Origin of the sequence: Amycolatopsis sp. NPDC049688 (assembly GCF_040674975.1) — a bacterium.
Classification (GTDB): Bacteria; Actinomycetota; Actinomycetes; order Mycobacteriales; family Pseudonocardiaceae; genus Amycolatopsis.
This window is the reverse complement of sequence record NZ_JBFANY010000004.1, coordinates 537380-560672: the sequence shown is the minus strand read 5'-3', so window position 1 is coordinate 560672 and position 23293 is coordinate 537380. Positions and strand designations below refer to the sequence as shown.

Below are 23293 nucleotides of genomic sequence, written 5' to 3'. Positions count from 1 at the left end.
GCGGCCCGGCCGGAAAGCGGTCAGCGCCCGGGCATTCCGGGCCGGTGCGGAATACGCGCGTGCGTCAACGCGGAAAGCGCGGCCGGCCGCAGCGCGTCCGTGCGGCGCCACAGCTGCGAGGCGACACTCCGCCGTTGCCCCACCTGCTCGAGGACTTCGAAACCCGCGTCCCGCAGCATCCCGGACAGCGCCGCGGGGGAGAGGAACGTGAGCCACGGCTCACCCTGTTCGGCGGCCACCGGCCCGACGGCTTCGGCGTAGGCGTTCCCGGCCGCGTCCCGCAGTTCCGCGGGCAGCAGGTGGTCGGTCACGATTTCCGATCCCGGGGCGAATCCGCCGAGATCCGTCAATGCGGCGGCAATCGCCGCCCGGGTCAGGTACATCGTGACGCCGAGCCAGCTCACGAACACGGGGCGGAACGGGTCGAGTCCACTCTGGACGAGCCGTTCCCGGAGCGGCTCGGCTTCGAAGTCGACCGGGACGAAGGTGACCGACGCCGGTTCGGCGACGCCGGCGGCGGCCAGCAGTTCCCGTTTGGCCGCCTGGGTCGACGGGTGGTCGACCTCGAAGACGCGGAATCGTCGTGCCGGGGATCGATACGCGAACGAATCGAGCCCGGCCCCCAGAATCACATACTGGTCTATACCGGAATTGCCGCGCGTCAGCCGGTCTTCGGTGAACCGGCTCCGGCACACCGCTTCGGTGCGGGCGCCGGCCAGTACCGGATGTGTGGTATGCATCCGGTGGTAGGCCAGAAGTTCCTCGGCGCGGTCGCCGAGGAGGGCGGCGGCGAGGGTGTCGGAGAAGATGACGGGCTCGGTGTCGACGAGCAAATGTGCCGCGCGTGCGGCGGCGGCCGTGAAGGCGGTGCCGCTGGGGTGGGGAGCATTATGGCTAACGTCGGCGGTCTTCATCCCGCCACGGTAACGATTTGATTTCGAGCATATCACAAAATTATTTTTTGGACAAGGTTACGAGCATTTCGGCTCGGTTGCGGTCACTCTGGACGCGGGCGACCCGCTCGCCCGAGCGGCCATTGTGGACGCTTCAGGGTGTCGCGCGTGCTGGACGTGATTCGACAGGTTAGGGTCTGTCCGACCGTGTTCTGGAGAAGATGAGGAACGACGAACCATGGCGCAACGGGTGCAGGTCCAGATGGTGGACGACCTCGACGGGAGCGAGGCTTCGCAGACCGTCCCCTTCAGCCTCGACGGGGTGACGTACGAGATCGACCTGTCCGAGGAGAACGCCTCCGCGCTGCGGGACGAGCTCGCCCGGTACGTCGCGGCCGCGCGGCGCATCGGCGGCCGCAAGGTGCGCCTGGCGACCGGGCAGTCGCTGTCCGGCCCGTCCGGCTCGGGCACCGACCGCGAACGCAACCGGCAGATCCGCGAATGGGCGCAGGCCAACGGCTACGAGGTCGCCGAGCGCGGCCGCCTCTCCAGCGAGATCATCGCCGGGTTCGAGGCGGAGCAGGCGGCGGCGGCCGAGCCGGCCGACGCCAAGCCGGCGCGCAAGCGAGCGTCTCGCCGGAAGTCTTGAGTTTCTGTTGCTCGGCCACGTGCGCTGACGAAGCCACACTGGAAGTCCTGAGGCTTCGTTGCTCGTCAACACGCGCTGACGAAGCCGCATCCGTGGGTGTGGCTTCGTCAGCCGGCGGCCCGTCGAGGGCGCCGGCGCGCTGATGTCTGCTGCTGGACGCCCAGGTGGCGTTCAGTGCTTTTTTCGCGCCTCGCCGTCACTTTTCGTGGCCGCGGCCCGCGCCGGATGGTTCGTTGTGGACAAAGCCCGGCCGGGTGGATGGCGAAAGCTTGTCTGAGGGCGGCTCCGATCGCCACACTGTCAGTGCTCCGCGCGGCCGGTACCGCGACGGGGCACCGGTCCGGTGGCCGCCTCCTCCCTCGATGGCCACCGGGCCGCCTCCTCTCTTCCCCTTGGAATTCCCCTCCGGTGGACATTCGACCCGGTTTGGCGCACACTCAGCCTACTCCATACTGCATACAATCTTCAGTGTGAGGAGGCGGTCGCCATGGCGGAGGTCCGCGAGCTGCGGGACGTCTACGGACGGCGGTACCGCGTCGGTGAGAGCGACCGGGACCTGCTCGGCCGGCCGCGGACGTGGATCACCTGGCTCGCCGCGGCGGCCATGCTCGCCGCCGGGGTGCAGCAGTACGGGTTCGGCGCGATCGTGCCGTCGCTGAGCCGGACACCCGGCTGGACGTCCGGCGGGATCGTCCTCTCGCTCGCGGTGTGGGCGATCTGCCAGGCCGGAGCCGCGTTCCCGGCGGCGTGGCTGCGCGAACGCGGCCTGCTCCCGGCCCCGGCGGCCCTGGCCACCGGCGCGGTGCTGTGCGCCACCGGGCTCGTGACGCTCGGCCACGCGACCGGCCTCGCCGCCGTCTTCCTCGGGTACTCCGTGCTCGGCGGGCTCGGCACCGGCCTGGTCTACGCCACGTGCGTCGGCGCGGTGCTCGCCTGGTTCCCCGACCGCACCGGGTCCCGGGCCGGCATCGTGAGTGGCGCGTTCGCCTACGGCAGCGTTCCCTTCGTCGTGCTCGCCGCCGCGCTGCCGGCCGCGCGGCCGGTGCTGCTGGACGCCACCGCCGCCGTCGTGCTCACCGTCATCGCCGGCTGCGCGGCACTGCTGCGGTACCCGCCGCGGCACTGGTGGCCCGCCACGCCCGAGCCCCGGACGTGGGCGCTGGACCGCGCGCACAACCGGCGTCCGGCGGTCCGGCACTACCGGCCGGCCGAGCTGTTCCGGTGCCGCACGACGCTTTCGCTGTACCTCGTGGTCGCCCTCGCGGCCGCCGTGCTGCTGTTCGACCTGGCCTACCTCGCGACGTTCGTCGCCGCGCGCAGCGGGCCCGGGCTCGCCGCGGCCGCATTGGCGTCGCTCGCGGCGGCCACCGGCAGCGGCCGTGTCCTCATCGGACGCCTCGCCGACCGGCTCGGCCGGCACCGGATCCTGCGGCTCGCGCTGCTCGCCGGCGGTGTCGCGCAGTTCGTGCTGTGCTATTCCGGCGAACACCGGCACGCCGTCGGCCTGCTGCTGGGCGCCGCGCTGGCCGGGCTCGGCAACGGCTGCTGCTACACGCTGCTCGTCGGGCTGGTGCGCGAGTACTTCGGCGAAGAGTCGGCGGCGCAGAACTTCGGGATCCTGTACAGCGCCAAGGCCGTCGGCGCGGCGGTGGGGATCGGGCCGGCGGCGATCGTCGTGACCACACACGGGTTCGTGGGCGCGTTCACCGCGGCCGGGGTGCTGAGCGTGGCCGCGGCGGTGCTGTCCGGGCGGCTGACCCAGCCGGGCCGGCCCGAGTCGCTGCTGCCGACGGCGTGAGGTGGGGCGGACGACCGCCCGGCGGCGGGTGCTGCGCGTCCACGACGGTGCGCACACCACGCGGCCGGACACGCTGACCGTCGAGGAACCGCTCGAGATCCGGGTCGCCGGAAAGCCGCTGACGATCACGATGCGCACCCCGGGCGACGACTTCGACCTGGCCGCGGGCTTCCTGGTCGGCGAAGGCGTGGTCCGCGCGGCGAACGACATCCGGTCGATCCGCTACTGCGCCGGCGCCACCGCGGACGGCGGCAACACGTACAACGTCCTCGACGTCGTCCTCGCCGACGGGGTCGCCCCGCCGGACGCCTCGGTGGCGCGGAACTTCTACACGACGTCGTCGTGCGGGCTGTGCGGCAAAGCCAGCCTGGACGCGGTGCGCACGACGGTCACCTGGCCGCTGGACGGCGACCCGTTCGCCACGGACCCGGCGACACTGGCCGGGATGCCGGAGGAACTCCGTGCGGCACAACGGGTCTTCGACCGGACCGGCGGCCTCCACGCGGCGGGGCTGTTCGACGCCGACGGGAAGCTGCGGTGCCTGCGCGAGGACGTCGGACGGCACAACGCGGTGGACAAGGTGGTGGGCTGGGCGACCCGGGACGGCGGGCTGCCGCTGTCGGGGACGGCCCTGATGGTGAGCGGACGGGCGTCGTTCGAGCTGGTGCAGAAGGCGGCGATGGCCGGGATCCCGTTGCTGGCCGCGGTTTCCGCGCCCTCGTCGCTGGCGGTGGACCTGGCGGCGGAGCTGGGTATCACGCTGGTGGGCTTCCTGCGCGGAACGTCGATGAACGTCTACACGCGACCGGACCGCCTGGGGTTTCAGCCGAGCTGACCGAGCAAGGCGGCCACGGCGGGCGTGACATCCCCGCGGTGCACGGCGGCGAGCTGCCACGGCGGAGGCCGTTCGAACCGCCGGACGGCGAGCCCGGGAAACCGCGCGGCGGCGGAGGCGGGGAGAACACAGGCGCCCAGCCCGGCCTCGACGAGCCCGGCGGCGACGGCGAGATCATCGACCTCGAAGGTGACGCGGCGGCCGGGGAAGGTCCGATCGACGGCCTGGCGGATGGCCCAGCCGGGCGGGAAGCCGACGAGAGGGAGCGAAGAGAGCTCGGCGGGGCCGGAAGGGGCGCCGCCGGGGGCGGCGAGGACGAGTTCTTCCGGCGGGAGGGGTGAGACAACGGCATCGGGGGAAAGGGGCAAGCCGCTCGGCGGGCGGGGTGTGACAGCCGCGCCGGAGGAAGCAGGCAAGCCACTCGGCGGCCGGGGTGTCACAGCCGCGCCGGGGGAACGAGGCGAGTCGCTCGGCGGGCGGGATGTGACAACGGTATCGGGGGAAGGAGGCAAGTCGCTCGGCGGGCGAGGTGTGACAGCCGCATCGGGGGAAAGGGGCAAGCCGCTCGGCGGGCGGGCGACCGCGCCTTCGATGTCTGGCAGATCACCGGCCGCGGCATCCTCCGATGTGCCGCCGAAGGCGAGAGCCACAGCCTGATCCGCCGACGTCAGCACCACGTCCACATCGGACTCCCGGCATCCGCAGCCCAGCTGCCGCACCTCCACCGCCACCCCCGGATGCGCCTGCCGCAACCCCGCCAGCACCCGCGGCACGTCCGCCAGCAACCCCGGGCACACTCCCCACCGGACCGTGCCGCTCACCGGGGACACCGCCGCGCGTGCCCGTTCCGCGGCCCGGAGAGCCGCGCGGGCGGCCGGGACGAACGCCTCGCCCGCGGGGGTCAGGACCACCCGGTGGGTCGTCCGGTGGAACAACGGGGTGCCCAGGTCGCGCTCCAGGGCCCGGACCACCGTCGACACCGTCGACTGCACCGTCCGCAGGCGCTGGGCGGCCGCCGTGAAGCCGCCCTCCTCGGCGACCGCCACCACCACCGCCAGCTGGCGGAGCTCCATCAGCCGAGCATCTCGCGGACCAGCGCCGCCGTCTCGCTCGGCGTGCGCCCGACCCGGATGCCCGCCGCCTCCAACGCCTCCTTCTTCGCCGCCGCGGTGCCCGCCGATCCCGACACGATCGCGCCCGCGTGGCCCATCGTCCGGCCTTCCGGGGCCGTGAAGCCGGCCACGTACCCGACGACCGGCTTCGACACGTTGGCGCGCACGAACTCCGCCGCCCGCTCCTCGGCGTCGCCGCCGATCTCGCCGATCAGCACGATCAGGTCGGTCTCCGGGTCCTTTTCGAACGCCTCCACCGCGTCGATGTGCGTCGTCCCGATGATCGGGTCGCCGCCGATGCCGATACACGTCGAAAAGCCGATGTCGCGCAGTTCGTGCATGAGCTGGTACGTCAGCGTCCCCGACTTCGACACCAGGCCGATCCGGCCGGGGCCGGTGATGTCCGCCGGGATGATGCCGGCGTTCGACCGGCCGGGGGAGATGAGGCCCGGACAGTTCGGGCCGATGATCCGGGTCCGTCCGCCCGCCGCCACGGCGTGCGCCCACAACCGCGCGGTGTCGTGCACCGGGACGCCTTCGGTGATCACCACCGCGAGGCCGATCCCGGCGTCCACCGCCTCGATCACCGCGTCCGCGACGAACGGCGGCGGCACGAACAGCACGCAGACGTCCGCGCCGGTCGACGCCATGGACTCCGCCACACTGCCGAACACCGGCAGCGGACGACCGGAAATCTCCACGTGCTGCCCGGCCTTGCGCGGATTCACTCCGCCCACGACGTTCGTCCCGGCGGCCAGCATCCGCCGCGTGTGCTTCGCGCCCTCGGAGCCGGTGATGCCGGAGACGACGATCCGGCTGTTCTCGTCCAGGAAGACGGCCATGGTTCAGACCTCCGCGATCGCGAGCTTCGCCGCCTCGCGGGCGGCATCGTCCATGGTGGCCACCACGGTGACCAGCGGGTGCGCGGCCTCGGCGAGGATCCGCCTGCCCTCGGTGACGTTGTTGCCGTCGAGCCGGACGACCAGCGGCTTGGCCGCCCGTGAACCCAGGACCGCCAGTGACCGCACGATCCCGGCCGCCACCGCGTCGCACGCGGTGATCCCGCCGAAGACGTTGACGAACACGCTGCGCACCTGCGGATCGCCGAGGATCACCGTCAGGCCGTCGACCATCACCTGTGCCGACGCCCCGCCGCCGATGTCGAGGAAGTTCGCCGGCCCGCGGGCGCCCGCCTCGGCCGCGGCGGCCGCCACCACGTCCAATGTGGACATGACCAGGCCGGCGCCGTTGCCGATCACGCCGATGTCGCCGTCGAGCTTGACGTAGTTCAGGCCCTTCGCGCGGGCGGAACGTTCCAGCGGATCGCCGTCGGCGGACTCGTCGTAAGCCGTGGAACGGCGGAAGGCCGCGTTGTCGTCCAGGGTGATCTTGCCGTCGAGGGCGACGATCCCGGCCGACGTGCTCGCGAGGGGATTCACCTCGACCAGCGTGCAGTCCTCGGCAACGAACACCTCCCACAGCTTCTCGACGACCCCGGCCACTTCCGCCCGGACGTCGGCGGGGAACGCGGCCGCGACAGCCGCGGCGTCAACGCCTGTCAGGGGGTTCACCGGCACCCGGACCAGGGCGTCCGGCCGGGAAGCCGCGACCTCCTCGATCTCCACCCCGCCTTCGGTCGACGCCATGGCGAGGAACGTCCGGCCGGCGCGGTCGAGCAGGAACGACACGTAGTACTCGTCGGCGATGTCGCTCGCCTCGGTCACCAGGACGCGGTGCACGGTGTGGCCCTTGATGTCCATGCCGAGGATGTCTTCGGCGGCCTGCTCGGCGTCATCGGCTGTGGACACCACGCGGACACCGCCCGCCTTGCCGCGGCCGCCGGTCTTCACCTGGGCCTTGACCACCACGGGGCCGCCGAGGTCCGCGGCCGCCGAGCGGGCCGCGGCCGGATCGGCGGCCACCCGGCCGCGGGGGACCGGTACGCCGTGTTTCTCGAAGAGGTCACGGGCTTCGTGTTCGAAGAGGTCCATGCGGGAGCGTCCTTTCCGCGACGGGGCAGGGCGGGAAAACCGCCGTGTCCGGGCGTGGGGTGATGGTCCGCGGGGGCCGGATCCGGGTCCGGGAAAAACCCTGCGGATGGCCCTGGACACGGGCTGCTCGAAGGGTGACTATATGCCTACCCCATACGGTATGCAATCTACAGTCTGCCGCGAAGGGGCCGCTGACCTCGGACTCAGCTGACTGAAGAAGTGGCAGACACGCACCGCCGGACAAGAGAGATCCGGTGGCGGACCAGAGGAGTTGAGCCATGGCGCTGACCACGACCGGCACCACCGCGGGGGAGGGTGCCGCGGCGACGAACGGCGCCGAGCCCGCGCCCGCCGAGATCTCCGGCGGCCACCTGGTGGCCAAGGCGCTGAAGGCCGAAGGGGTCGACACGATCTTCACCCTGTGCGGCGGCCACATCATCGACATCTACGACGGCTGCGTCGACGAAGGCATCGAGGTCATCGACGTCCGCCACGAACAGGTCGCGGCGCACGCCGCGGACGGCTACGCGCGGATCACCGGCAAGCCCGGCTGCGCGGTGGTCACCGCCGGGCCGGGCACCACCGACGCCGTCACCGGGGTCGCCAACGCCCTGCGCGCCGAGAGCCCGATGCTGCTCATCGGCGGCCAGGGCGCGCTGACCCAGCACAAGATGGGGTCCCTGCAGGACCTCCCGCACGTGGACATGATGACGCCGATCACCAAGTTCGCCGCCACCGTCCCGCACACCGCGCGCGTGGCCGACCTCGTGAGCATGGCCTTCCGCGAGGCGTACGCCGGCGCGCCCGGACCGTCCTTCCTGGAGATCCCGCGTGACGTCCTCGACGCGCGCGTGCCGCTGCAGAACGCCCGGATCCCCGAAGCTGGCCGCTACCGGGCGTCGACGAAGAACGCCGGCGACCCCGCGGACGTCGAGAAGCTCGCCGACCTCCTGGTGCACGCGAAGAAGCCGGCCATCCTGCTCGGCAGCCAGGTCTGGACCACCCGGGCCACCGGCCCGGCCACCGAGCTCGTGCGCACGCTCAACATCCCGGCGTACATGAACGGCGCCGGCCGCGGCACGCTGCCGCCGGGCGACCCGCACCACTTCCAGCTTTCGCGCCGCTACGCCTTCGACAACGCCGACGTGATCGTCATCGTCGGCACGCCGTTCGACTTCCGGATGGGCTACGGCAAGCGGCTGTCGAAGGACGCCACCGTCGTCCAGATCGACCTCGACTACCGCACGGTCGGCAAGAACCGCGATGTCGACCTCGGCATCGTCGGCGACGCCGGCCAGGTGCTGGCCGCCGTCGCCGCGGCCGCGTCCGGACGCACCGACAACGGCGCCACCGGCCGCAAGGCGTGGCTCGAAGAACTCCAGGCCGTGGAGGACAAGGCGAAGCAGAAGCGCCTGCCGCTGCAGCACTCCGATGCGAGCCCGATCCACCCGTACCGGCTGGTCCACGAGATCAACGAGTTCCTCACCGAGGACTCGATCTACATCGGCGACGGCGGCGACATCGTCACCTTCTCCGGTCAGGTCGTGCAGCCGAAGTCGCCCGGTCACTGGATGGACCCCGGTCCACTCGGGACACTCGGCGTCGGCATCCCGTTCGTCCTGGCCGCCAAGCACGCGCGGCCGGACAAGGAGGTGGTCGCGCTCTTCGGCGACGGCGCCTTCAGCCTCACCGGCTGGGACTTCGAGACGCTGGTGCGGTTCGACCTGCCGTTCGTCGGGATCGTCGGCAACAACTCCTCGATGAACCAGATCCGCTACGGCCAGGCCGCGAAGTACGGCCTGCCGCGTGAGCGCGTGGGCAACACCCTCGGCGACGTCCGCTACGACGAGTTCGCCCGGATGCTCGGCGGCCACGGCGAAGAGGTCCGCGATCCGGCCGACATCGGGCCGGCGCTGCTGCGGGCCCGGGAGTCCGGCAAGCCGTCGCTGATCAACGTCTGGGTCGATCCCGACGTGTACGCCCCCGGAACCATGAACCAGACCATGTACAAGTGAGCGGAGGCCAAGGCATGGGTAAGGCACTGGAGGGCGTCCGCGTCCTCGACATGACGCACGTGCAGTCCGGTCCGTCGTCGACGCAGCTGCTCGCCTGGCTCGGCGCGGACGTCATCAAGCTGGAAACGCCCGGCCGCGGCGACATCACCCGCGGGCAGCTGCGCGACCTGCCCGGTGTGGACAGTCTCTACTTCACGATGCTGAACGCCAACAAGCGCAGCATCACGCTCAACATGAAGAGTGACGAAGGCAAGGGTGTCTTCGAGAAGCTCGTGTCCGGAGTGGACGTCCTGGTGGAGAACTTCGGCCCGGGCGTGGTCGACCGGTTCGGCTACCCGTGGGACAGGCTCGCCGCGCTCAACCCGCGGCTGATCTACGCTTCCATCAAGGGGTTCGGCCCCGGCCGCTACGCCGACTTCAAGGCGTACGAGGTGATCGCGCAGGCCATGGGCGGTGCGATGAGCACCACCGGCTTCGAGGACGGGCCGCCGATCGCGACCGGCGCGCAGATCGGCGACTCCGGCACCGGCATCCACCTGGTGGCCGCCATCCTCGCCGCGCTGTACCAGCGGACGTCCACCGGCCGCGGCCAGCGCGTCCAGGTCGCCATGCAGGACGCCGTGCTCAACCTGTGCCGCGTCAAGCTGCGCGACCAGCAGCGGCTGGCGCACGGCCCGCTGGGGGAGTACCCGAACGACCAGTTCGGCGAAGAGGTTCCGCGCTCGGGCAACGCCTCCGGCGGCGGCCAGCCCGGCTGGGCGGTGAAGTGCGCGCCCGGCGGGCCGAACGACTACATCTACGTGATCGTCCAGCCGCCCGGCTGGGCCCCGCTCGCCCGGCTGATCGGCAAGGCGGAACTGGCCGAGGACCCGGCGTGGGCCACCCCCGAGGTCCGGCTGTCCAAACTGGATAAGATGTTCGCGCTCGTCGAGGAGTGGACCGAGAAGCACACCAAGTGGGAGGTGATGGAGCAGCTCAACGCCTGCAACATCCCGTGCGGCCCGATCCTGTCCACCAAGGAGCTGATCGAAGACGAGACGCTCGCCGAGCTCGGCTCGGTCGTCGAGGTCCCGCACCCGGAGCGCGGTACCTTCAAGACCGTCGGCTGCCCGCTCAAGCTGTCCGACTCGCCGGTGGAGATCGAACGGTCCCCGCTGCTCGGCGAGCACAACGACGAGGTGCTGACCGAACTCGGCTACAGCGAAGCGGAACTCGCCGAGTTCCGCGCGGCGGGGGTGATCTGACGTGGCGGATCGCGCGGCGGTCGAGAAGATCCTGGAGCGGGCGGCGGCCGAGGGCCGGTCGTCGCTGACCGCGCCCGAGGGGCGTGCGGTCTGCGAGGCATACGGTATCCCGACCCCGGCCGAGCGGCTGGCGACCACGGCGGAGGAGGCCGTGGCCCACGCCGAAGCCATCGGGCTGCCGGTCGTGCTCAAGATCGTCTCGCCGGACATCCTGCACAAGACCGAGGCCGGCGGCGTGCTCGTCGGGTTGTCGGACGTGGATGCGGTGTCCACGGGATTCGGGCAGATCGTCGACAACGCCCGGGCGTACCGCGCCGACGCGGAGATCCTCGGCGTGCAAGTCCAGCAGATGCTCACCGAAGGCCAGGAAGTGATCGTCGGCTCGGTCACCGATCCGACGTTCGGCAAGATCGTCGCCTTCGGCCTCGGCGGCGTGCTGGTCGAGGTGCTCAAGGACGTCACCTTCCGGCTCGCGCCGACCTCGGCCGAAGAGGCACTGTCGATGGTCGACGGTATCCAAGCGGCCGAAATCCTCCGGGGCGTCCGCGGGTCGGATCCGGTCGACCGTGACGCGCTCGCGGCCGTGATCACCGGCCTCGGCGAGCTGGTCACCGACTTCCCCCAGCTGTCGGAAGTGGACCTCAACCCGGTGCTCGCGACGGCACGAGGGGCCACCGCGGTCGACGTCCGCATCCTCGTCGACCCGGAGGCCGCGAAGGAGCCGCACCGGTTCACCCAGGACGAGATCCTCGCGTCGATGAACCGGATCATGAAACCGGCGGCGGTCGCGGTGATCGGCGCGTCGGCCGAAGCCGGGAAGATCGGCAACTCGGTGATGAAGAACCTGGTCGACGGCGGCTACGCGGGGGAGATTTACCCGATCAACCCCAAGGCCGTGGAGATCCTCGACCGCAAGGCCCACCCGAGCATCGCCGACGTCCCCGGCGACGTCGACGTGGCGGTGTTCGCCATCCCGGCGAAGTTCGTCCCGGCGGCGCTGGAGGAGGCCGGGAAGAAGGGCGTGGCCGGGGCGATCCTCATCCCGTCCGGCTTCGGGGAGACCGGCAACATCGCGTTGCAGGACGAAGTCGTCGCCATCGCCCGCAAGCACGGCGTCCGCATCCTCGGGCCGAACATCTACGGTTACTACTACACGCCGGAAAACCTGTCGGCGACCTTCTGCACACCGTATGACGTCAAGGGTGGCGTGGCGCTGTCCTCGCAGAGCGGCGGAATCGGGATGGCCATCCTCGGCTTCAGCCGGTCGGCGAAGATGGGGGTCTCCTCGATCGTCGGCGTCGGCAACAAGGCCGACATCGACGAGGACGACCTGCTCACCTTCTTCGAGCAGGACGACAACACCCAGCTCGTCGCCATGCACCTGGAGGACCTCAAGGACGGGCGGGCGTTCGCGGAGACGGCGAAACGGGTGTCGAAGCGCAAGCCGGTCGTCGTGCTCAAGGCCGGCCGGACGGCCCAGGGCGCCAGGGCAGCGAGCTCGCACACCGGCGCGCTGGCCGGCAACGACCGGGTCTACGACGACATCCTCCGCCAGAGCGGCGTGATCCGGGCCCCCGGGCTGAACGACATGCTCGAGTACGCCCGCGGCATCCCGCTGCTGCCCACGCCGCAGGGCGAGAACGTCGTCATCATCACCGGGGCCGGCGGCTCGGGCGTGCTGCTGTCGGACGCCTGCGTCGACAACGGGCTGAGCCTGATGGCGATCCCGCCGGACCTCGACACGGCGTTCCGGAAGTTCATCCCGCCCTTCGGCGCGGCCGGCAACCCGGTCGACATCACCGGCGGCGAGCCCCCCTCGACCTACCGCAACACCATCGCGCTGGGCCTCGAGGACGACCGCATCCACGCCCTGATCCTGGGCTACTGGCACACCATCGTCACCCCGCCGATGGTGTTCGCGGAACTGGTCGCCGAAGTGGTCGGGGAGTACCGCGCCAGGGGCATCCACAAGCCCGTCGTCGCGTCGCTGTCCGGCGACGTCGAAGTCGAGGAGGCGAGCGACTACCTGTACGACCGCGGGATCGTCGCGTACCCGTACACGACCGAGAAGCCCGTGGCGGTGCTCGGCGCGAAGTACCGCTGGGCGCGGGCCGCCGGCCTGCTTTCGAACCTGAGTCAACGGTGACGAAGGAGAACCCTCATGACTGCAGCCACTTACCAGGAGATCACTGACGAAAACGGAAGAGTTTACCGGGTAGGCGAGTCCCCGCACGACATCATGGGGCGCTCGCGCAGCTGGATGGTCTGGCTGCCCTGGATCGCCATGATGGCGGTCAGCGTGTTCGAATACGGCTGGGGCGCCGTCGAAGGCACCCTGGAAGAGAAGTACGGCTGGACGCTGTCGGACGCGTTCTGGCTGGCCAGCATCTGGGCGGTGTTCCAGGCCGGCGTCGCCTTCCCGGCGGGCCGGCTCCGGGAACGCAACGTCGTCTCGGCCAAGACGGCGATGCTGCTCGGTGCCGTGTTCAGCGGCATCGGCTACTTCACCATCGCGCACAGCGGGAACCTGACGCTGGCGTTCGTCGGGTACTCCGTCCTCGGCGGCACCGGCGCCGGGCTCGTGTACGCGACCTGCATCAACATGGTCGGCAAGTGGTACCCGGAGAAGCGCGGCGCGCGCACCGGGTTCGTCAACGGCGGGTTCGCCTACGGGTCGGTGCCGTTCATCTACCTGTTCAGCGCGTTCCTCGGGCACGAGAACGTCACCGGCGTGCTGGACGGCATCGGCCTGTACATGCTGATCGTCGTCGGCGTCTGCGGGTTCCTCTTCAAGGACCCGCCGAAGAGCTGGTGGCCGAAGGAGGTCGACCCGATCTCCTGGGCGAAGGGCAAGGCCGGCGTGCAGAGCCTGGCCAAGAACCCGCCCGCGGTCCGGCAGTTCACGCCGATGGAGGCGATCCGGACCGGCATGCTCCCGCTGATGTGGGTGTGCCTGGTGATCATCGGCGGGGTTTCGCTGTTCGGCATCAACTTCCAGGTCCCGTTCGCCAAGGAGAGCCACTTCGGCGCGTTCGTCGCGGCATCCTCGGCCGGCGTGCTGGCCATCGTGAACGGCACCGGCCGCGCGGTCGTCGGCTGGGCGTCGGACAAGTTGGGGCGTCGTCAAACGCTGACAATCGTGCTGCTGATCGCCGGCGGCGCGCAGTTCGGCGTGCTGTACGCCGGGAACACGCACAACCTGGTGCTGTTCATGGTGTTCGCGTTCCTGACCGGGTTCGGCGGCGGGGCCTTCTACCCGCTGTTCGCGGCGCTCGTGCCGGACTACTTCGGCGAGAACAACAACGCGTCGAACTACGGCCTGGTCTACAGCGCGAAACTGGTCGGCGGCGTCGGTGGCGGCGGCCTGGCTGCCGGGGTCATCAGCGCGTGGGGTTACACCGGTGCGTACGTCCTGGCCGGGTGCATCGCGGTGCTTTCGGCCGTGCTGACGCTGTTCCTGCGCCAGCCGGGCCGGCCGCGTCACCAGCTCGCCGAAACCGAGCTGGTGACGCGGCCGTCCGCCGCCGCGGGCGGCTGATCCGGCCGCCGCTCCCCGGTCCTGCCGAAATCAGGATCGGGGAGCCGGCGGTGCCTGCCCCCGGCGGGGTCCTGGCGCCCGGAAGACACGGTCAGGACTGGGGTGCCTCCGGGCGTTCGTGGTAGGCCTGGCGGGTCCGTTCGGTGTGCTTGGCCATGATCTTTTCGGCCGCGTCGGCGTCCTGGGCGGCGATGGCCCGGATCAGTTCTTCGTGCTCGTTCCAGGCGTCGCGCCCGCGGGGCCGGGCGATCGGCGTGTAGTACCAGCGGACCCGGCGGTCCACCAGGCCGATCAGCTCCGCGAGCACCGCGTTCCCGGACAGTTCGGTGATGAACGCGTGGAGGGCGGCGTTGGCCGCGACCAGTCCCTCGGTGTCTTCTTTGGCCAGTGCCTTGAGACCGGTCTGCTGCAGGTGGTGCAGGTGGAAGATGTCCTCCGGCTTCGCGTTGCCGGCGGCGAGCTTCGCCGAGTGGGTCTCCAGCACGCTGCGGACGCTCAGCAGCTGGTCGGCCTCCTCGTCGGTGGGCAGGTGCACGAAGGCGCCCTGGGCGGGGCGGAGGTCGACCCAGCCTTCGCTCTGCAGCCGCTGCAGGGCCTCGCGGACGGGCTGCCTGCTGACGCCGAGGTACTCGGCGAGGTCGGCTTCGACCAGGTGCTGGCCGGGTTCGAGGGTGCGGTTGATGATCAGCTCGGCGAGGGCCTCGTAGACGACCTGGCGCAGCGGGGCCGGCCGTTCGACGCGCTTGGCGGCGGTCGAGCTGAGCGAGCCCTTGGCCGTGCGGCGGCCGGCCGGGCCGCGGCCGGGGAGCGGGGAAGCGGGCTGGCTCACGGGACACCTCGAAGGGGGAGTGGAAGGGATGATCGGCCTCCAGGATACAGGTTTTGGTATGCAAAATCCCGGCTTCTCACCCGAGGTCGGCGGTTTCACCCGATGTGGATCAACGTCCTGACGCAAAGTGTCCGTTTTGCCGGACTTACTGCGCCGCCAGGGTTGCGCGGCCGCTTCCGATGCCGTCACCTCTGGTTTGCCGACCGAATTCAGGATACTGTATGCAATCACGCGCTGGATCAGGGAGGCAGATCATGAAGGTGGCTGTTCTCGGGGCCGGGGCGATCGGTGCCTACGTCGGGGCCGCGCTGCACCGCGGCGGGACCGAGGTGCACCTGATCGCCCGCCGGGCCCACCTCGCCGCGATGCGCGAACACGGCGTCCGCGTGCTCAGCCCCCGCGGTGACTTCACCGCGCACCCCCACGTCACCGACGACCCCGCCGACGTCGGCGAGGTCGACTACGTGTTCCTCGGCCTGAAAGCCAACTCCTACGCCACGTGCGGCCCCCTGCTGGCCCCGCTGCTCGGCCCCGAGACGGCGATCGTGGCCGCGCAGAACGGCATCCCGTGGTGGTACTTCCACGGCCTGCACGGACACCCGCTCGAAGGACGGCGGGTCGAGACCGTCGACCCCGGCGGTTCGGTGACCGCGGTGCTCGAACTCCGGCGGGCGATCGGCTGCGTCGTCTACTGCTCGACGGTGATCGAGGAGCCGGGCGTCGTCCGGCACCTGGAAGGCACCCGGTTCTCCCTCGGCGAGCCGGACGGTGAGATTTCGGCGCGGGCCAAGGTGCTCAGCGCGGCGCTGATCGCCGGCGGCCTCAAGGCACCGGTCGAAACCGACCTGCGCAACGACATCTGGATCAAGCTGATGGGCAACGTCGCCTTCAACCCGCTCTCGGCGCTGACCCGGGCGACCATGGCCCAGATGTGCGAGCACGACGACACCCGCGAGCTCGTCGCCACCATGATGACCGAAACGCTGGCGATCGCCCGCGCCGCGGGCAGCGACCCGGGCGTCTCGGTCGAGAAGCGCATCGACGGCGCCTGGCGGGTCGGCCACCACAAGACGTCGATGCTGCAGGACCTCGAAGCGGGCAAGCCCCTCGAGATCGACGCGATCATCGGCGCGGTCGTCGAGCTGGCCGGCCTCACCGGGGTGCCCGCGCCGGCCCTGCGGTACGTCCACGCCGCCGTTTCCCTGCTCGACCACACCAGCAAAGTCCCCGTCGGGTCGCACTGACCGGAGGTCCGGAGTGAAACGCAGAAAGACCGAGCCGTACGTCCGGCTCACCCAGCCCCTGGTCCGCGATTCCGGCGTGCTGCGGCCGGCGACCTGGGAGGAAGCCCTCGACCGGGCCGCCGCCGGGATCCGCCGGACCCTGGAGTCCAAGGGGCCCGAAGCGTTCGGCATGTTTTCGTGCGCCCGCGCGACCAACGAGATGAACTTCGTCGCGCAGAAGTTCACCCGCGCGGTGATCGGCACGAACAACGTCGACTCGTGCAACCGCACCTGCCACGCGCCCAGCGTCGCCGGGCTGGCCCGCGTGTTCGGCAGCGGCGGCGGCACGTCGTCCTACCAGGAGATCGAAGACGCCGACGTCATCGTGATCTGGGGCGGCAATCCCCGCGAGGCGCACCCGATCTTCTTCCACCACGTGCTCAAGGCCGTCCACAAGGGAGCGAAGCTGTTCGTCGTCGACCCGCGGCGGACCAGCACCGGGAGCTGGGCGCACCGGCAGCTGCAGCTCGAGGTCGGCACCGACATCCCGCTCGCCCACGCCATCGCGCGGGAGATCATCCACTCCGGACTGGCCAACACGACGTTCGTCGAGCGGGCGACCGAGGGGTTCGCCGAGTTCGCCGCGTCGGTCGAGCCGTGGACCCTCGAGGTCGCCGAGAAGACCACCGGAGTACCGGCCGGGCTGATCCGCGAGCTCGCCCACGCCTACGCCCGCGCCGACCGCGCGCAGCTGTCCTGGACCCTCGGCATCACCGAGCACCACAACGGCACCGACAACGTCCTGGCCCTGATCAACCTGGCGCTGCTCGCCGGGCAGGTCGGCCGCTACGGTGCCGGGCTGAACCCGCTGCGCGGGCAGAACAACGTCCAGGGCGGCGGCGACATGGGAGCCATCCCGGACCGGCTCCCGGGTTTCCAGGACGTCCTCGACGCGGACGTCCGCGCGAAGTTCGACGCGGCGTGGGGCTCGGCGATCCCGCCGCACCGGGGCCTCAACCTGACCCAGATGCTCGACGCGATGGAACGCGGCGACCTGACCTGCGTGTACGTCATCGGCGAGAACCCCGTCCAGTCCGAAGCGGACTGCGAGCACACCATCAAGCGATTGTCCAATGTGGACCACCTGATCGTGCAGGACATCTTCCTCACGAAGACCGCGCAGCTGGCCGACGTCGTGCTGCCGGCGACGGCGGCCTGGTGCGAGAGCGACGGCACCTTCACCAACTCCGAACGCCGGGTGCAGCGCGTCCGCAAGGCCCTCGAACCGCCCGAGGGCGCCCGCGACGACATCGAGCTGCTCGCCGAACTGGCCCGGCGGCTCGGGCACGACTGGCACTGCACCGGCGGCGAAGAGGTCTGGGACGAGCTGCGTTCCCTGTCGCCGATGCACGCCGGGATGTCCTACGCCCGGCTCGAAGAACTCGGCGGCATCCAGTGGCCGTGCTACTCGGAAGACACGCTCGAACCGACGTTCCTGCACGCCCGGTTGTGGGCCGAGGACCCGGCCGGGCGCGGCCGCCCGGCGCCGTTCACCGTCATCGAGCACAGCCCGCCGGTCGATCTGCTCACCGAGGAGTTCCCGATCCGGCTCACCACCGGACGGCGGCTGGACTCCTACAACACCGGCGTGCAGTCCGGCGGGTTCCCGTCGCCGCTGCGGCAGGGCGAGACCCTCGACCTGTGCCCGGAGGACGCGCGGTCCCTCGGCGTCGAACCCGACGAGCTGGTCCGGATCTCCTCGCGGCGTGGCGAAATCGTCGCTCCGGTCCGGCTGGACGAGGGCCTGAAGCCCGGGCTGGCGTTCATGACCTTCCACTTCCCGGACGAGGTCGACGTCAACGTCATCACCATCGAGGCCACCTGCCCGGTCGCCGGGACGGCCGAGTACAAAGCCGCGGCCATCCGCGTCGACAAGCTGCCGGCGGAGGTCTGAAGTGGACCTCAAGCTGCTGGACGCCGTCGCGTCGCGGGAGGAACGGGAGGCGGTCGCCGGGTTCGCCGGCGGCGGCCGTGACCAGCTGCTGCCCGCCCTGCACGCGGTCAACGACCGGGTCGGCTGGATCAGCCAGGGCGCGCTGAACCTCATCTGCGAGACGCTGCACGTCCCGCCGGCCGACGCGTACGGCGTGGCGAGCTTCTACTCGCTGTTCGCGCTGGAGGAACGCCCGGAACGGGTCGTGCACGTGTGCACCGACCTGGCCTGCCGGCTCACCGGCGCGGATACTGTCTGCGATGTCCTCACCGAGCACGTCGGCGCCGCGGGGAAGGCGCGCGGCGGGGTCACGTGGCTGCGCAGCCCGTGCCTCGGCGTCTGCGAACGAGCCCCCGCGGCGCTGACGTTCCAGGCCGGCGTCCCGGCCACCACCGAACTGCTCGCCCCGGCGACCGGCGCGTCGGCCGTCCTCGCCGCCGGGCGCCCGCCCGCGGGAGAAGGCACGCCGCCGGTGCTCCACCAGCAGAACGGGTTGCGGCTGCTGCGCCGGGTCGGTGTGGTCGATCCGTCCAGTTTGGACGCCTACCGCGCCACCGGCGGCTACGCCGCGCTGCGCAACGCCTTCCGGATGGGGCAGGCCGCGGTGATCCGCGAGGTCACCGACTCCGGCCTGCTCGGCCGCGGCGGGGCCGCGTTCCCGACCGGCCGCAAGTGGGCGGCCACGGCCGCGCAACCCGCCGCGCCGCACTACCTGGTGTGCAACGCCGACGAGAGCGAACCCGGCACGTTCAAGGACCGCGTGCTGCTGGAAGGCGACCCGTTCGCCCTGGTCGAGGCGATGACGATCGCGGCGTACGCGATCGGCGCGCGCCAGGGGTACGTCTACCTGCGCGGCGAATACCCGCGGGCGCTGCGGCTGCTGCGCAACGCTCTGGACGTCTGCCGCGAACGCGGGTTCCTCGGCGTGGACGTCATGGGCCAGGAAGGGTTCTCGTTCGACATCGAGATCCGCCGCGGCGCGGGCGCGTACATCTGCGGCGAGGAAACGGCGATCTTCAACTCGATCGAGGGGTTCCGCGGCGAGCCCCGCACGAAGCCGCCGTTCCCGGTCGAACAGGGGTTGTTCGGCAAGCCGACCGTGGTGAACAACGTCGAGACCCTCGTCAACGTGCCGCTGATCCTCACCGAAGGGGCGGCGGCCTACCGGGCGATCGGCACGGAGGCGTCGGCCGGGCCGAAGCTGTTCTGCCTGTCCGGGAACGTCGAACGGCCCGGTGTCTACGAAGTACCGTTCGGGACGATGTTGCGAGAGCTGCTCGCGATGGCCGGGGGAGTACCCGAGGGCCGCTCGCTGCGCGCGATCCTGCTGGGCGGCGCGGCCGGCGGATTCGTCCGGCCCGACGAGCTGGATCTGCCGCTCACGTTCGAGGACGCGCGGGCGGCGAAGACGACGCTCGGCTCGGGTGTCGTCCTGGTCCTGGACGACCTCGCCGACCTCGGCGGGTTCCTGCTGCGGATCGCGGAGTTCTTCCGCGACGAGTCGTGCGGCCAGTGCGTCCCCTGCCGGATCGGGACGGTCCGGCAGGAGGAGGCGATCCGCCGGGCGCTGACCGGGGCGGACGAGCGGCCGCTGCTCCGGGAAGTGGGCGGCGTCATGCGCGACTCGTCGATCTGCGGCCTCGGCCAGACCGCCTGGAACGCCATCGAATCCGCCATCGACCGGCTGGGAGCGTTGCAATGACCACTGTGGACATCGGTATCCCGCGCCGGCTGGTCGAGTTCACCGTGGACGGTGAGACCGTCCGCGTCCCCGAAGGATCGACCATCCTCGACGCGTGCACGGCGTCGGGCAAGGAGATCCCGACCCTCTGCTACGGCGACACCCTGGAACCCGCGAACGCCTGCCGCGTCTGCATGGTCGAGGTCGAGGGATCCCGGACGCTGGTGCCGTCGTGCTCCCGGAAGGCCGAGCCGGGCATGGTGGTGCACACCGATTCGGTGCGCACGCGCACGAGCCGCAAGGTGGTCCTCGAGCTCTTGGCGTCGGCGACGGACCTGTCGACGACGCCGGGGGCCGCGGAGTGGCTGGCAGAGACCGGCGCCGATCCCGGCCGCTTCGGCCCGGACGCCGCCACCGTGGCGCAGCCGGCCATTGTGGACAATGAACTGTACGTCCGGGACTACGGCAAGTGCATCCTCTGCTACAAGTGCGTCGACGCGTGCGGCGACCAGTGGCAGAACTCGTTCGCGATCACCGTCGCCGGCCGCGGCTTCGACGCCCGGATCTCGACGGAGTTCTCGAACCCGCTGCCGGACAGCGCCTGCGTGTACTGCGGCAACTGCGTCGAGGTCTGCCCGACCGGGGCCCTGAGCTTCAAGCGCGAGTACGACAAGCGCGAAAACGGCACCTGGGACGAGGAAAGGCAGACGCAGACCACGACGGTCTGCACGTTCTGCGGGGTCGGCTGCAACCTGACGCTGCACGTCCAGGACAACGAGATCGTCAAGGTGACCTCCCCGCACGACAGCTCGGTGACCCACGGGAACCTCTGCATCAAGGGCCGCTTCGGCTGGCAGCACGTCCAGAACCGGTGACCGGACGCCGACCGGAGGCGCCGCGGCTCGTCGAGCCGCGGCGCCTCCGTCGTCGGTGCCCGTCGACCCGTCTCAGGCGAACCGGACGGTGAACCGCTGCTCCGGCGGATGCGCCGCGTCGCTCTCCATCACCTTGACCAGGAGCGCGGCGATGCGTCCGTACAGCTCCTCGCCGAGGTGCTCGGCACTGGCAGCGGCGTCTTCCCACACCAGCTCGACGGGCCGGGGCACGTCCCGGTAGAGCCGGTCCCAGAGGGCGTCGAGGTTCCGGCCGTAGTACGGGCCGAAGTCGAGCGGACCGGCCAGCCGGTCGTGCAGGTCCCGCTCGGACCGGACGGTCTTCCCGTCGAGGACGACGCGCATCGCTCACTTCCCGTCGGCGGCCGGACCGGTCGAACCTACCGCAGAGGCAGCCGTCCGCCGTTGACCCCGATGCAGGTCAGCAGCTATTCTCGATATGCGAAAGAAAAATTCCGGATAGCGAAATACGAGGTCGCGATGCCTGAAGAGGGGCACTCCCTGCCGTACGTCGCCAACCTGTCGATCCTGTTCAAGGAGGTGCCCTTGCTCGAGCGGGCCGCCGCCGCGCGGGACGCCGGGTTCACCGACGTCGAGTTCTGGTGGCCGTTCGGCACCGCGGTCCCCGCCCGCGAGGACGTGGACGCGTTCGTCGCGAGCCTCGACGGGGTGCGGCTGCGCGGGCTGAACTTCTACGCCGGCGACATGGCGGCGGGCGAGCGGGGCCTGGTGAGCTGGCCCGGCCGCGAAACCGAGTTCGCCGACAGCCTCGTCGTCGCCCTCGCGATCGCCGAACGCACCGGCTGCCGCAGCTTCAACGCCCTCTACGGCAACCGGCTCGACGGCGAGGACCCGGCCAAGCAGGACGACCTGGCCCGCGTGCACCTGGACAAGGCCGCCGACGCCGCCGCGCGGATCGGCGCGCAGCTGGTCCTCGAGCCGCTCTCCGGCGCGGACCGCTATCCGCTCAAGACCGCCGCGGACGCCGTGGCCGTGCTCGACGACCTCGGGCGCGACAACGTGCGGCTGCTGGCCGACCTCTACCACCTGGCAGTCAACGGCGACGACCTGGACACGCTGGCGACGCGGCACATCGCCCGGATCGGGCACGTGCAGATCGCCGACGCGCCCGGGCGCCACCAGCCCGGCACCGGCTCCCTCGACATCGACGGGCACCTCGCGAAGCTGCAGAAGGCGGGGTACGCGGGGTTCGTCGGGATCGAGTATGTCCCGGAGCCCGACACCGTCACGTCGCTGGACTGGCTGCCGATCACCCGAAGGGGACGAGCATGAAACTGGGATTCATCGGACTGGGCGTGATGGGCGCCCCGATGGCCGGGCACCTCGTCGCGGCCGGGCACGACGTCAGCGGCTACGACGTCAGCCCGGCCGCGAGGGAGAAGCTGGCCGCCGCCGGCGGACGCGCGGCGACCGGCGTGGCCGACGTGGTGACCGGGGCGGACGTCGTCATCACGATGCTGCCGGACCACCCGCACGTCGAAGAGGTGGTGCTGGCCGCGGGCGGTGTCCTGGACACCGCCGAGCCCGGCACGCTCCTGATCGACATGAGCACCATCCGGCCGGAGACGTCGATCGCGATCGCCGAAGCCGCGCAGGACAAGAAAATTCGCGTGCTCGACGCCCCCGTCTCGGGCGGGCAGGCCGGCGCCGAGCAGGCGGCACTGTCCATCATGGTCGGTGGCGACGAGGCTGACTTCGCGGCCGCGAAGCCGGTGCTCGACGCGCTCGGCAAGACGATCGTGCACGTCGGCCCGCACGGCGCCGGCCAGGTCGTCAAGGCAGCCAACCAGCTCGTCGTGGGCGGGATCTACGGCCTGGTCGCCGAGGCGATCGTGCTCCTGGAAGCGTCCGGTGTGGACGCCGCCACCGGCCTCGACGTGCTCGCGGGCGGCTTGGCGGGCAGCCGGATCCTGGAGCTCAAGCGCCGGTCCATGGTGGACCGGGAGTTCGCGCCCGGCTTCCGGATCGACCTGCACCACAAGGACATGGGGATCGCGCTGGCCGCCGCCCGCCGGTCCGGCGTCGCGCTCCCGCTCACCGGGCTGGTCGCCCAGCTCGTCGCCGCCGGCCGTGCCATGGGGTACGGCTCCCTGGACCACTCGGCCTTGCTGAAGGTCGTCGAACAGTTGTCGGGCCGTGTCCCGGCGGAGGTGTGACATGCCCCGGATCCCCGCGATGCAAGCGGTCGTCGACGTCCTGGAGAGCGAGGGCGTCGACACCGTCTTCGGCTGTCCCGGCGCAGCCATCCTCCCGCTGTATAACGCCCTACAGGGCCGGGCGATCGAGCACCTGATCGTCCGCCACGAAGAGGGCGCGACGCACATGGCCGACGGCTGGGCGAGGACGAACGGCAACGTCGGCGTCGCCATCGGCACCTCCGGCCCGGCCGGGACCAACATGATCACCGGGCTCTACACCGCGCACGCGGACTCGATCCCGATCATCTGCATCACCGGCCAGGCGGCGACCACCAAGCTGCACCAGGAAGCCTTCCAGGCCGTCGACATCGTCGAGATCGCCAAGCCGGTGACGAAGTGGGCGGTGCAGGTCAAGGAGGCCGCGCAGCTGCCGTGGATCT

General features: G+C 70.9%; 20 protein-coding genes. 14 read left to right on the top strand and 6 right to left on the bottom strand.

Annotation, left to right across the window (positions count from 1 at the left end):
- Positions 1 to 20: 20 nt before the first annotated feature.
- Positions 21 to 950 (bottom strand): SAM-dependent methyltransferase, encoded by a 930-nt coding sequence (locus AB0J55_RS18030; protein WP_364249150.1) that lies wholly within the window; start codon positions 948 to 950, stop codon positions 21 to 23.
- Between the two features lie 181 nt (positions 951 to 1131).
- Between AB0J55_RS18030 and AB0J55_RS18025 the strand changes: the two genes are divergently transcribed.
- From AB0J55_RS18025 to fdhD, 3 genes are all read left to right on the top strand, one after another.
- A complete protein-coding gene (locus tag AB0J55_RS18025) occupies positions 1132 to 1542 on the top strand; it encodes an Lsr2 family protein (RefSeq protein WP_103354325.1) in 411 nt (136 codons plus the stop codon).
- Positions 1543 to 2029: 487 nt separating this feature from the next.
- Complete coding sequence (locus tag AB0J55_RS18020) at positions 2030 to 3340, top strand: OFA family MFS transporter (protein WP_364249148.1); 1311 nt, start codon at positions 2030 to 2032, stop codon at positions 3338 to 3340.
- Between the two features lies 1 nt (position 3341).
- Positions 3342 to 4175 carry a formate dehydrogenase accessory sulfurtransferase FdhD gene (gene fdhD / locus AB0J55_RS18015; RefSeq protein ID WP_364249146.1) on the top strand — a complete coding sequence of 278 codons (834 nt, stop codon included), beginning with the start codon at positions 3342 to 3344 and terminating at the stop codon, positions 4173 to 4175.
- Here fdhD and AB0J55_RS18010 read toward each other — a convergent pair.
- The 3 genes from AB0J55_RS18010 to sucC are packed head-to-tail and all read right to left on the bottom strand — an operon-like array spanning position 4163 to position 7278.
- Positions 4163 to 5248 (bottom strand): LysR family transcriptional regulator, encoded by a 1086-nt coding sequence (locus AB0J55_RS18010; RefSeq protein ID WP_364249144.1) that lies wholly within the window; start codon positions 5246 to 5248, stop codon positions 4163 to 4165. The two genes, fdhD and AB0J55_RS18010, sit on opposite strands and share 13 nt — an antisense overlap.
- Entirely contained in the window at positions 5248 to 6129 is an 882-nt protein-coding gene (gene sucD, locus AB0J55_RS18005; RefSeq protein ID WP_364249142.1) for a succinate--CoA ligase subunit alpha, read from the bottom strand. Before sucD ends, AB0J55_RS18010 begins: the two co-directional genes overlap by 1 nt.
- A gap of 3 nt (positions 6130 to 6132) precedes the next feature.
- Positions 6133 to 7278, bottom strand: a complete 1146-nt coding sequence (gene sucC, locus AB0J55_RS18000; RefSeq protein WP_364249140.1) for an ADP-forming succinate--CoA ligase subunit beta — start codon at positions 7276 to 7278, stop codon at positions 6133 to 6135.
- A gap of 278 nt (positions 7279 to 7556) precedes the next feature.
- Here sucC and AB0J55_RS17995 point away from each other — a divergent pair, with 278 nt between their 5' ends.
- From AB0J55_RS17995 to AB0J55_RS17980, 4 genes are read left to right on the top strand one after another with little or no spacing between them, the layout of a single operon-like run.
- Positions 7557 to 9293: a thiamine pyrophosphate-binding protein gene (locus tag AB0J55_RS17995; protein WP_364249138.1), complete on the top strand. Its 1737-nt coding sequence runs from the start codon at positions 7557 to 7559 to the stop codon at positions 9291 to 9293.
- 14 nt (positions 9294 to 9307) lie between these two features.
- A complete protein-coding gene (gene frc, locus AB0J55_RS17990) occupies positions 9308 to 10537 on the top strand; it encodes a formyl-CoA transferase (protein WP_364249136.1) in 1230 nt (409 codons plus the stop codon).
- A 1-nt stretch (position 10538) separates the two neighbouring features.
- Positions 10539 to 12683, top strand: a complete 2145-nt coding sequence (locus tag AB0J55_RS17985; protein ID WP_364249134.1) for an acetate--CoA ligase family protein — start codon at positions 10539 to 10541, stop codon at positions 12681 to 12683.
- Positions 12684 to 12698: 15 nt separating this feature from the next.
- On the top strand, positions 12699 to 14075 hold the full coding sequence (locus AB0J55_RS17980; protein WP_364249132.1) for an OFA family MFS transporter: 1377 nt from the start codon (positions 12699 to 12701) through the stop codon (positions 14073 to 14075).
- 91 nt (positions 14076 to 14166) lie between these two features.
- On the opposite strand, the gene AB0J55_RS17975 is transcribed toward AB0J55_RS17980, so the two are convergent.
- Positions 14167 to 14904, bottom strand: coding sequence for a GntR family transcriptional regulator (locus AB0J55_RS17975; RefSeq protein ID WP_364249130.1), 738 nt, complete (start codon positions 14902 to 14904; stop codon positions 14167 to 14169).
- A 254-nt stretch (positions 14905 to 15158) separates the two neighbouring features.
- On the opposite strand from AB0J55_RS17975, the gene AB0J55_RS17970 reads away from it, so the two are divergent.
- Genes AB0J55_RS17970 through AB0J55_RS17955 form a run of 4 tightly spaced genes read left to right on the top strand, consistent with a single transcriptional unit; the run spans position 15159 to position 20676 of the window.
- Positions 15159 to 16148, top strand: coding sequence for a 2-dehydropantoate 2-reductase (locus AB0J55_RS17970; RefSeq protein WP_364249128.1), 990 nt, complete (start codon positions 15159 to 15161; stop codon positions 16146 to 16148).
- A 13-nt stretch (positions 16149 to 16161) separates the two neighbouring features.
- A complete protein-coding gene (locus AB0J55_RS17965) occupies positions 16162 to 18081 on the top strand; it encodes a molybdopterin-dependent oxidoreductase (RefSeq protein ID WP_364249126.1) in 1920 nt (639 codons plus the stop codon).
- 1 nt (position 18082) lies between these two features.
- Positions 18083 to 19822 carry an NAD(P)H-dependent oxidoreductase subunit E gene (locus AB0J55_RS17960; protein WP_364249124.1) on the top strand — a complete coding sequence of 580 codons (1740 nt, stop codon included), beginning with the start codon at positions 18083 to 18085 and terminating at the stop codon, positions 19820 to 19822.
- Positions 19819 to 20676, top strand: coding sequence for a 2Fe-2S iron-sulfur cluster-binding protein (locus tag AB0J55_RS17955; protein ID WP_364249122.1), 858 nt, complete (start codon positions 19819 to 19821; stop codon positions 20674 to 20676). The genes AB0J55_RS17960 and AB0J55_RS17955 overlap by 4 nt, the downstream gene beginning before the upstream one ends.
- Positions 20677 to 20748: 72 nt before the next feature.
- On the opposite strand, the gene AB0J55_RS17950 is transcribed toward AB0J55_RS17955, so the two are convergent.
- Positions 20749 to 21039 (bottom strand): barstar family protein, encoded by a 291-nt coding sequence (locus tag AB0J55_RS17950; RefSeq protein WP_364249120.1) that lies wholly within the window; start codon positions 21037 to 21039, stop codon positions 20749 to 20751.
- Positions 21040 to 21174: 135 nt separating this feature from the next.
- Here AB0J55_RS17950 and AB0J55_RS17945 point away from each other — a divergent pair, with 135 nt between their 5' ends.
- The 3 genes from AB0J55_RS17945 to AB0J55_RS17935 all read left to right on the top strand — a co-directional run.
- A complete protein-coding gene (locus AB0J55_RS17945; RefSeq protein ID WP_364249118.1) occupies positions 21175 to 21987 on the top strand; it encodes a TIM barrel protein in 813 nt (270 codons plus the stop codon).
- The gene (locus tag AB0J55_RS17940; RefSeq protein ID WP_364249116.1) at positions 21984 to 22871 is read left to right on the top strand and encodes a 2-hydroxy-3-oxopropionate reductase; all 888 of its coding nucleotides are present in this window, start codon (positions 21984 to 21986) and stop codon (positions 22869 to 22871) included. The genes AB0J55_RS17945 and AB0J55_RS17940 overlap by 4 nt, the downstream gene beginning before the upstream one ends.
- 1 nt (position 22872) lies before the next feature.
- Positions 22873 to 23293, top strand: a 421-nt coding sequence (locus AB0J55_RS17935; RefSeq protein ID WP_364249114.1) for a thiamine pyrophosphate-binding protein, incomplete at its 3' end; no start/stop codon positions are given.